This is a genomic window from Haloparvum sedimenti (genome assembly GCF_001462205.1).
GTDB classification, from domain to species: Archaea; Halobacteriota; Halobacteria; order Halobacteriales; family Haloferacaceae; genus Haloparvum; species Haloparvum sedimenti.
Map to the genome: position 1 here is coordinate 1 of NZ_LKIR01000141.1, position 10,019 is coordinate 10,019.

Sequence of the window (10,019 nt, forward strand, 5' to 3'; positions counted from 1 at the left end):
CCAAAGAAGTGCGCACGAACCCGCAAGTTGCCTCCGTGGGTCGGTAGCTGAACCCCCAACGGAGGAATCCTCGCGCTTTAGCGCGGGGAGGATGTCAAACCGTTCTGGGCGCCTGAGGAGGCGTTTTTGCGGCGACGAACGCGATCGGTCTCTTCGGAGCCGGTTCTCGCGCCGGATCGACCCTGCTAAATCCCCGCGCCCGCGAGGCGCTCGCATGAGCGAGCTTCCGACGCTCGAGGGCACCTACGAGGTCCTCGTGGTCGGCGGCGGCGTGGCCGGGCTCTCGGCCGCGACGTTCACCGCCCGCGCGAGCCTCGACACCGTCGTCGTCAACGCCGGCGAGCCGATCCTCGCCCGCAACGCCCACGTGGAGAACCTGCCCGGCTTCCCGGCCGGCGTCAACCCGCGGACATTTCTCGACATGCAGCGCTCCGGCGCGACCCGGAACGGCGCGGACCTGCGCGAGGGGCGCGTCGTGCGACTGCGTCGAGCGGCCGACGCGGAGGTGGAGACGGGGTCGGACGCGCGGTTCGTGGCGACGGTCGAGCGCGGGTCGGACGGGGACGACGCGGACGCTGCGGGCGACGCGAGCGACGCCACCTCGGAGCGGTACGCGCTGGCGGCCGAGCGCGTCGTCGCCGCCTCGTGGTCGGACGCGAGCTACCTCGACCCGCTCGACGTGGACGCCCGCGACGCCGGCTCGAAGACCTACCTCGAGGACGACGGCGACGGACGGACCACCGTCGAGGGGCTCTACGCCGCGGGTCGGCTCGCGGAGCGGTACCACCAGGCGGTCGTCGCCGCGGGCGACGGTGCCCGGACCGCGATCACGCTGATCCACGACTCCGAGGTCCCTTTCTATCACGACTGGGTGACGCCGGAGGGCTACTTCACCGACCGCGGCCGCGACGTGCCGCCGGGCTGTGAGGAGGTCTCCGAGACGGAGCGACGCGCCCGCGAGCGGGAGTCGATGGCGGCGATGCAGGAGTACTTCGCGGAGCCGCACGACTCGCGTCAGCGGACGCACCCGAGCCTCGTCGACGACGAGTTGGGGCGGCTTCCCGAAGACGAGTAGGGACAAGCTCCGCAGGGACTCCGCGGCCCTCCGTCCTCCGCGCCGCTTCGTGAGGCTATTTACGACCCCCGCCCGAACCGGGAGCCAATGCTTCAGGGGGTCAACGTCGCGCTGGGCGTCTCGGGCAGCATCGCGGCGGTGAAGGTGGTCGAGCTGGCGCACGAACTGCGGCGGCACGGCGCCGCGGTCCGCGCGGTGATGACTCCCGCCTCGACGAACATCGTCCACCCGTGGGCGGTCGAGTTCGCGACCGACGAGCCGGTCGTCACGGAGATCACCGGCGCGGTCGAACACGTCGAGCTGTGCGGCCGCGACGGGTGGGCGGACGTGCTCCTGCTGGCGCCCGCCACGGCCAACACCGCCGGGAAGGTCGCGGCCGCGGTCGACGACACGCCCGTCACCACCTGCGCGACGACGGCGATCGGTGCGGACGTGCCGGTGGTGATGGCGCCCGCGATGCACGAGCCGATGTACGACCACCCCGGCGTGGCGGAGGCGCTGGACCGGCTCGCCGCGTGGGGGGTGACGTTCGCGGACCCCCGGATCGAGGAGGGGAAGGCGAAGATCGCCGCCGAGGAGACGATTCTCACGGAGGTCGCCCGCGCGGTCACGCCCGACGTGCTGGCGGGCAGACACGTCGTCGTCACCGCCGGCGCGACGAGCGAGCGCATCGACCCCATCAGGATCCTCACGAACCGCGCGTCCGGCAAGACCGGCCGCGAGGTGGCCCGGGGCTGCTACGTCCGCGGCGCGGACGTGACGCTCGTACAGGACGGCCCCGACGTGGGATATGCGGACGTAATCGAGGTCGAGACCGCCGACGAGATGATCGCGGCGGCGACCGCGGCCGCCGACACGGCCGACGCGCTGGTCTCGGCGGCCGCCATCTCCGACTTCACCGCCGACGCGGTCGGCGAGAAGATCCGGTCCGGGTCGCCGCTCTCGCTGGACCTGGAGCCGACGCCGAAGCTGATCGACACCGTTCGGGAGGCCCACCCCGACCTCCCCATCGTCGGCTTCAAGGCCGAAACGTCGGGCGACGACGCGGCGATGATCGCGGAAGCGGAGCGCATCCGCGACCGCGTCGGGCTGGCGTTCGTGGTCGCCAACGACGCGAGCGTGATGGGCGACGACGAGTCCCGCGTCCTGCTGGTCGGCGCCGAGGGAACCGATCCGGAGGAGGTCGTCGGCCCCAAACACGCGGTCGGCGGGCGCGTGGCCGACCGGCTCGCGGCCGTGCTGACGCCGGACGCGTAAGCCCCCGCCGGCGCGGACGAGGAGAGAAACGGGGACGAACCTCCGGCAGACGCCACGAGGGTGACATCCTCCCCGCGGTGAACGGCGGGGCTTCCCACAAGCGGAGGCTTGCTGGGTTGGGAGATTTACGGTTTCGCATCCCCGAGGGAATGCTGGCAGTGCCACGCTACCGGTACCCCTATCCACCGTCAAAAGACGGGGATTCAGGGTTATCTTGTGCTTCCAGCACCCTGTTCGTCTGATGGAAGGGTGGCTTCCACGACGAAAGGGCGAATCCCGATACTGTCTCATTGAGATAAGGCGGATAGACCGCCTCGGTTAACATTCAGTAGGCCGTATATCCTCTTAAAACCACATGCGGACGCTGTATCCCCGCGCTGAAGCGCGAGGTTTTAGCGCCCTATCCCGCTAGGATAAGAACTGTTTTGGGTGATCCGACCAACGGCTTCGGTGAGAACCACGAATGTCGACCCGAACAGTCTCACGCAGCGGCGGTGGGGGTGACCCCGGTGGCTGACGGCATCGTCGTGCCCGTCGAGCGGACGGCGACGCTGCGGGCCACCGTGGGTCACGCCGCCGCGGAGGCGGCCGAGGCGGGCGCCGACGCGCTCCACTTCGTCTACCTCGCCGCCTGGCGCGACGACGACCCCCACGTCGAACGGCTGCGGCAGGACGCGACGGACCTGCTCGAACAGGTCGCGGTCTGGGCGGAGTACGACCTCGAGGACGCGAACGCGCCCGACCTGCGCATCGAGACCGCGATCCTGGGAACCGACGCATACCTATTCGGGCCCGGGCAGTACGCCGAGCGGCTTCACGAGTACGCGGACGCCAACGAGCTCGGAACCGTACTACTGGACCCCGAGTACACCCCGGTCGGCAACACGGCGCTGCTCCAGCCGATGGAGTTCGAGCTCTCCTCGACCGGCCTGACGGTCCGCGAGGCGCCCGTCGACCGCCCCTCCCGCCGCGAGCGCATCGTCTCCGAGCTGACGGGGCTGCGGTTTGGGGCGGTGTTCGCCCTCTCGTTGCTGTTCTACTTCGTGCTCGGAGACCCGACGTACCCCTTCGACTTCGTCACGGGCGTCGCGAGCGCGGCCATCGTCGCGATCACGCTCTCGCAGGTGACGCTGGACCACGACCCGACCCTGGAGACGCCCAAGCGGATCGTCCGCGGCGCGGTGTACGTCCCGGTGTTGCTGTGGGAGATCCTCAAATCGAACGTGGTGGTCGCGCGCGTCATCCTCTCGCCGTCGCTACCCATCGAGCCGACGACGACCCGGATGCGCGTGCTGGTCGGCTCGGGGCTCCCGCTCACGACGCTGGCGAACTCCATCACCCTGACGCCGGGGACGCTCACCGTCCGCGCCAGCGACGAGGACCTGATCGTCCACACCCTGATCCCGTGGGCCCGCGAGGGCCTCTTCGAGGGGAGCCTGGAGCGCTGGACGCGGCTGATCTTCTACGGCCGCGAGGCGGCCAGACTGCCGACGCCGAAGGAGCGCGGCGACTGTGACGTGCTCCAGGGGCCTGACGCGACCGCCGACCTCCCGTTCGCGGAGACGGACGGTGGGGAGCGGGTCGAGGACGCGGCGGAGTCCAAAAGCGAGGTGACCGACGAATGACCGTCGCCGACACCGTCGTCGCCGGCGGTCTCACGGTCGGGGACTTCCTGCTGTACGCCGCGGCCGGCTTCGTCGTGCTCGCGCTCGGGATGACCTACCGGGCGATCAGGGGGCCGACGATGCAGGACCGCGTGCTCGCGGTGAACGTCCTCGGCACGAACACGGTCGTCATCCTGGCGCTTCTGGGCGCCGGGCTCGGCGAACCGACGTTCCTCGACATCGCCATCGTCTACGCCCTGTTGAACTTCCTGATGGCCATCGCCATCTCGAAGTTCACCGTTGAGCGCGGGGGGGTGCTCTGATGGAGCCGCTCACAACGGTCCGCGTGGCGCTGATCGCGGTCTTCACCCTCCTGGGACTGTTCTTCACGTTCGTCTCCATGACCGGCGTGATCCGGCTCCCGGACGTGTACTCGCGGGCGCACACGGCCTCGCAGGCGGACACGCTCGGCGCGGGCTTCGCGCTCGCGGCCGTCGCGCTGACCGTCGGCCTGGCGGGGTCGGGCTTCAAGTCCGTCCTCCTGCTGTTCTTCATCTTCGTGACGAACCCGACCGCGGCCCACGCCATCGCGCGGGCCGCCTTCGAGGACGGGAACGTACCGTGGACCGAGGGGGACGAGCGCCGATGAACGCGCTGCTCCCGACCGCGTCGGTCCCGCTCGCGGTCTCGCCGGTCGAGGTCTCGCTTTTCGCCTTCGTGATCCTCACCGCCGTCGTGACCGCGCTTGCCCGCGACGTGCTCTCGTCGATCATCGTCTTCGGCGCGTACAGCCTCGGGATGGCGGCGCTGTACACGTTCTACCGTGCGCCGGACGTAGCGATGACGGAGGCGGCCATCTCCGCCGGCGTCACGACCGTCCTGCTGCTCCTGACCATCGCCAAGACCAGCCGGATCGACCACGAGGTGGCGTTCGAGTCGGTCCACTGGCCCGCGGTGGGGGCCGTCGGCCTGCTTGGCGCCGCGATGGCGAGCACCCTCGCGGAGATGCCCGTCGTCGGTGACACGAACTCGCCGGTCTGGTCGAACCCGGACGTGACCCAGTACTACCTCGCGAACGCCTACGCCGAGACCGGCGTCGAAAACGCCGTGATGTCGGTGCTGGCCTCCTACCGCGGGTTCGACACCTTCGGCGAGGCCGTCGTGGTGTTCGCGGCGGGTATCGTCACGATGTTGGTCCTCCGACGGGAGGTGTTCGCGTGAGCCGAGACGCTCCGGCCGGGGACGACGATCCGGCCACAGAAAACGGCCCGGCCACAGAAAACGGCCCGGCCACAGAAAACGGCCCGGCCACAGAAAACGGCCCGGCCACAGAAAACGGCCCGACCGCGGCTGACGAACCAACGGGACACCGCGGCTTCGGCACCGAATACTCGGGCCACGAGGAGCGCCCGCATCTCTCGGAGGTCGAGCGGCAGGGAACCCCCTACACCGAGAGCCAGGTGATCATGACGACCGTGAAGGCGGTCGCCCCGTTCGTGTTCACCTACGGCCTGTTCATCACGTTCCACGGCGGCGGCTCGCCCGGCGGCGGCTTCCAGGGCGGCGCGATCGTGGCCGCGGTCGTGTTGATGATCGCCTTCGCCTTCGGTATCGAGTCCACGCGCGAGTGGCTCTCGAACTCGGTCCTCGTCGGCCTCGCGGTCGGCGGCGTGCTCGTGTTCGCGGGCATCGGGCTGGTCGGGCTCGCGGGCGGCGGCACGTTCCTCGACTACTCGTTCCTCCCCATCCCCGAGCCGATGAAGTACGGGATGGAGGGGGTCGAGATCCTCGGCATCGCGCCCATCGTCGCCAGCGTGCTTATCGGGCTGTTCTTCCTGCTGGCGGCGGGGCCCGCGGACGACGAGACGGAGGTATCCGAATGAGCACCCAGCCACTACTGATCGACGTTCTCGCGACGCGGACCGCGTACGCGGCGTTCGTCGCGCTGCTATGTACCGGGATCTACATGATGATCGCCAACGAACACCTCGTGAAGAAGATAATCGGCCTGAACCTGTTCCAGACCGCGATCTTCCTGTTCTACATCGCTTCGGCGTACGTCGACGGCGGCGCGATCCCGATCCTGTCGTCCGGCGAGGCGGCCGAGGGGCTGTACGTCAGCCCGCTCCCGCACGTCATCGTGCTGACCGCCATCGTCGTCGGCGTCAGCCTCACCGCGGTCGCGCTGGCGCTGTGTATCCGGATCTACGACGAGTACGGCACGCTCAACGTGAACGCCCTCCGCGACGTGATGCGCGAGGAGGGAACGCTCCCCACCGGCGAGACCGAGCGGCTGCGCGGCGCACGCGACGCGGATACGGACGGCCAGGCGTCGAACCCGTCCGCGGGGACCGGCAGCACGGACGCCGCCGGAGGGCCCGAGGGAGGTGAGACCGCGTGAGCGACGTCCTCCTCCCGCTTCTGATCGCAGTACCGATCATCGCGGCCACGCTCCCGCTGCTGGGCGGACTGGTCCGCGAGGACGCCGGCTGGCCGATCGCGGCGGTCACGACGCTGTCGGTGCTGGGGATGGCGCTGGCGGTCGCCCGCGAGGTGTTCGCCGGCGACCGGCTCGTCCACGCGCTCGGCGGCTGGCAGCGCCCGTACGGCATCGAGCTGGTCGCGGACGAGCTGTCGGCGGCGGTCACGGTGCTCGTCGCGCTCGTCGCGGTTCTGACGCTCGTCTTCGCGCGCGTGGCCGGCCCGCGCGGCAACCCCTTCTACGCCGGCTACCTGCTCTTGACCGGCGGGCTGCTCGGCCTCTCGCTCACCGGCGACCTGTTCAACATGTTCGTCTTCCTCGAGATCGTCGGGCTGACGACCTACGGACTGATCGCCGCCGACCGCTCGGCCGCGAGCGCGTACGCCTCGCTGAAGTACCTCTTCCTGGGGACGGTCGGCGCCTCGCTGTACCTGATCGGCGTCGGCTACGTCTTCCTCGCGACGGGGTCGCTCAACATGATCGACCTGCAGGGGGCCATCGCCTCAGTGGGCTACACCGATCCCCTGATCCGCGCGAGCTACGCGTTCATCGTCGCGGGGCTGGCGCTGAAGATCGCGCTGTTCCCGGTCCACTCGTGGCAGCCGGACGCCTACCAGCGCGCGCCGGACGCGGTGACGGCGCTGGTCGCGGCGCTCGTCTCCACGACCGCGGCGTACGCGCTGATCCGGATCACCTACACCGTGTTCACGGTGGAGTTCCTCGCCGCCAACGAGGCGATCACGACCGGACTGCTACTCGTCGCGTCGGTCTCCATCGTCGCCGGGTCGGCGCTGGCGGCGATGCAGTCGGACCTCAAGCGCATGCTGGCGTACTCCTCCGTGGCCCAGTTTGGCATCGTCGTCGCCGCGGTGGCGCTGGCCAACGAGACGGCGCTTCTGGGCGCCATCGTCCACCTGATCGGGCACGGCCTGCTGAAGTTCGGGCTGTTCCTCGCGGTGGGCCTGCTCGGTCTGGGCTACGGTGCCCGGACCGTGAGCGACCTCGCGAGCCTCGCGGAGCGCGCGCCGTTCACGGCCGGCGCGTACGCCGTGCTCGGGCTCTCGCTCGTCGGCATCCCGCCGTCGGTGGGCTTCCTCGGCAAGTGGTACGTCGCGCTCGGCGCGGTCGAGGGCGCCGGCGGGGCCGGGAGTGCGGGTCCGACAGGTGCGACCGGCTACGTCGTCGTCGGAGCGATCTTCTTGAGCACGCTGTTCACGCTGGCGTACGTCGCGCGCCTGCTGGAGGCGCTCTACTTCGCGGGCGCCGGCGAGGCGGGCGAACCGGAGCCTCGGCCGGCTGACCGGGCCGATCGCCCGGAGACCGCATCGACCGCGGCGGACGGCGGCCGCGAGCGCCCGCTCGCTCCGCTCTCCGACGCGCCGCGCGCGCCCGGCGTTCCCGACCGGGTGCCGCCGGCGAGCCTACTGGTGCTCGTCGCCGTGACGCTCGGGGTCGTCGCGCTCGGCTTCGCCGGGTTCGCGGCCGCCGAGGCGTTCGAGCCGTTCCTCGGGAGGGTGTTCGCATGAGCGAAATAGTCGATCTCAGACCGCTTCTGGCCGTGCTGGTGTCGTTCGTCGCGTCGGGGTTCATCGTCGCGTCGTACCGCCGTCCGAACCTCCGCGAGGGGTGGACGGTCCTCGCTGCGGTCGCGAAGTTCGCGGCCGTCGCCTCCATGCTGCCGGGCGTGCTGGCGGGGACGACCTACGTCACCCACCTCGGGGACTTCCTGCCGTACGTGACGTTCACGCTGCGCGCCGACGCGCTCGGGATGCTGTTCGCGTTCCTCGCGTCGGGGCTGTGGATCGTCACGTCCTTCTACAGCATCGGCTACATGCGCGGGAACGACGAGACGAACCAGACCCGGTACTTCGCCGCGTTCGCCGTCTCCTTATCCGCGACGATGGGCATCGCGTTCGCCGGGAACCTCGTCACCATCTTCGTCTTCTACGAGCTGCTGTCGATCGCGACGTACCCGCTCGTCGCGCACGACGAGACGCCGGAGGCGCGCTCGGCCGGGAGGAAGTACCTCGCGTACACGATGTTCGGCGGCGGCGTGCTGGTGCTGGCCGGCACCGTCGTGGTCTACTGGCTCACCGGCCTCGTCGGCGAGCCGACCGTCTCGTTCAGCGAGGGCGGGATCGAGGCGCTCGCGACGGCCGCGAGCACCGACCCCTTGATGGCGAAGATCGCCTTCGTGCTGCTGGCGGTCGGGTTCGGCGTGAAGGCCGGCCTGATGCCGCTCCACCAGTGGCTCCCCGAGGCGATGGTCGCGCCGACGCCGGTCTCCGGGCTGCTCCACGCGGTCGCGGTCGTCAAGTCCGGTGCCTTCGGCGTCTCGCGGCTGGTGCTGGACGTGTTCGGGCCCGAGCTGGTCTTCGAGCTGGGCGTCGGGCTCTGGCTCTCGGCGGCGGCCGCGTTCACGCTGACGGCCGCCAGCCTCATCGCGCTCCGGAAGGACCACCTCAAACAGCGGCTCGCCTACTCGACGGTGAGCCAGCTGAGCTACATCCTGCTCGGCCTCGGGCTGTTCGGCTGGCACGGGCTCGTCGGCGGGCTGCTCCACATCCCGGCGCACGCGTTCATGAAGCTCACCCTGTTCTTCTGTGCGGGGTGTCTCCACGTCGAGACCCACACGGACTACATCTCGGAGATGGCCGGCATCGGGAAGCGCATGCCGCTGACGATGACCGCGTTCACGGTCGCGGCCGCGGGGATGGCCGGCATCCCGCTTCTGGCCGGCTTCGTGAGCAAGTACTACATGCTGATCGGCGGGGTGCAGATGGGGGCGACGCTGACGCCCGTCGCCTACTGGTTCGTCGGCGCGCTGCTGCTCTCGGGCGTGCTCAACATCGCGTACTTCTGGCCGGTCGTCTACACCGCTTTCTTCGAGGCGGAGGACGACCACGACGCGAAGCCGCTGGTCGACTTCCCGTTCGGCGGCGAGCGGAAATCCTCGCTCCCGGTGACGGACGGCGGCAGCGAGCCGGAGGAGAGCGATGAGGGAGAAGGGACAGAAACGGCCGCGGCCGACGACGCGCCCGACATCCCCGACGCGGACGCCGACGACGCGGACGCGGACCTCCCGGACGACCTGAACGTCGACGAGGACGGCGTCGTCCGGCCGGACTTCGACACGAGCGAACGGGACTTCTCGGAGCCCGCCGAGCGCGTCGACACCGGGAACTACGCGGTCGATCAGAAGCCCTCCGACACGGACGTGCCGTTCGGAGTGGGTGTCGAGGCCGCGGACGAGGCGAGCGGTGAGAAAACCGGTGACGAGACGCGCGAAGTCCACGACGCCGACGCGTCGCACGACGACCACGGCCACAACGACCATGACGACCACGGCCACCACGGCGGCCCGCCGGCCGGCGGCTGGGACCGGATCCGGGGCCTCGACGCGGTCCTCGGCCGCGAGTCGACGTGGTTCATGCTCGCGCCGATCCTCACCGCGATGACGCTCGCGGTACTGCTCGGGGTGATCCCGACGCGGATGGGCTTCCTCGAGCTGATCGAGCTCATCGTCGAGACTCGGGGGGTGATGCCCTGATGTTCGAACTGGTGCCGCCGTTCGCGGTGCTGGCGGTCGCGGCCGCGCTGG

At 70.1% G+C, this 10,019-nt stretch carries 9 protein-coding genes and 1 pseudogene; all 10 read left to right on the forward strand.

The features are described 5' to 3' along the window. Nucleotides 1-214: 214 nt before the first annotated feature. The 10 genes and pseudogenes from AN233_RS14380 (at nucleotide 215) to AN233_RS14425 (ending at nucleotide 9,968) form a co-directional block, all read left to right on the forward strand. Nucleotides 215-1,075: an FAD-binding protein gene (locus tag AN233_RS14380; RefSeq protein ID WP_058367463.1), complete on the forward strand. Its 861-nt coding sequence runs from the start codon at nucleotides 215-217 to the stop codon at nucleotides 1,073-1,075. An 87-nt stretch (nucleotides 1,076-1,162) separates the two neighbouring features. Then, nucleotides 1,163-2,332: a bifunctional phosphopantothenoylcysteine decarboxylase/phosphopantothenate--cysteine ligase CoaBC gene (coaBC, locus tag AN233_RS14385; protein ID WP_058367464.1), complete on the forward strand. Its 1,170-nt coding sequence runs from the start codon at nucleotides 1,163-1,165 to the stop codon at nucleotides 2,330-2,332. A gap of 509 nt (nucleotides 2,333-2,841) precedes the next feature. After that, complete coding sequence (locus tag AN233_RS14390) at nucleotides 2,842-3,957, forward strand: monovalent cation/H+ antiporter subunit E (protein WP_058367465.1); 1,116 nt, start codon at nucleotides 2,842-2,844, stop codon at nucleotides 3,955-3,957. Continuing rightward, nucleotides 3,954-4,259, forward strand: coding sequence for a cation:proton antiporter (locus tag AN233_RS14395; RefSeq protein ID WP_058367466.1), 306 nt, complete (start codon nucleotides 3,954-3,956; stop codon nucleotides 4,257-4,259). Before AN233_RS14390 ends, AN233_RS14395 begins: the two co-directional genes overlap by 4 nt. Next, entirely contained in the window at nucleotides 4,259-4,585 is a 327-nt protein-coding gene (mnhG, locus tag AN233_RS14400) for a monovalent cation/H(+) antiporter subunit G (RefSeq protein ID WP_058367467.1), read from the forward strand. Before AN233_RS14395 ends, mnhG begins: the two co-directional genes overlap by 1 nt. Beyond that, entirely contained in the window at nucleotides 4,582-5,157 is a 576-nt protein-coding gene (locus tag AN233_RS14405) for a DUF4040 domain-containing protein (RefSeq protein WP_058367468.1), read from the forward strand. Before mnhG ends, AN233_RS14405 begins: the two co-directional genes overlap by 4 nt. Continuing rightward, nucleotides 5,154-5,795 (forward strand): annotated as a pseudogene (locus AN233_RS16540) (MnhB domain-containing protein); the annotation flags it as partial. The gene AN233_RS14405 and the pseudogene AN233_RS16540, both read left to right, overlap by 4 nt. 20 nt (nucleotides 5,796-5,815) lie before the next feature. Beyond that, entirely contained in the window at nucleotides 5,816-6,337 is a 522-nt protein-coding gene (locus tag AN233_RS14415; RefSeq protein WP_058367469.1) for a cation:proton antiporter subunit C, read from the forward strand. Continuing rightward, nucleotides 6,334-7,944 (forward strand): proton-conducting transporter transmembrane domain-containing protein, encoded by a 1,611-nt coding sequence (locus AN233_RS14420; protein ID WP_058367470.1) that lies wholly within the window; start codon nucleotides 6,334-6,336, stop codon nucleotides 7,942-7,944. The genes AN233_RS14415 and AN233_RS14420 overlap by 4 nt, the downstream gene beginning before the upstream one ends. Then, nucleotides 7,941-9,968, forward strand: a complete 2,028-nt coding sequence (locus tag AN233_RS14425; RefSeq protein ID WP_058367471.1) for a cation:proton antiporter — start codon at nucleotides 7,941-7,943, stop codon at nucleotides 9,966-9,968. Before AN233_RS14420 ends, AN233_RS14425 begins: the two co-directional genes overlap by 4 nt. The last annotated feature ends 51 nt before the right edge of the window (nucleotides 9,969-10,019 follow it).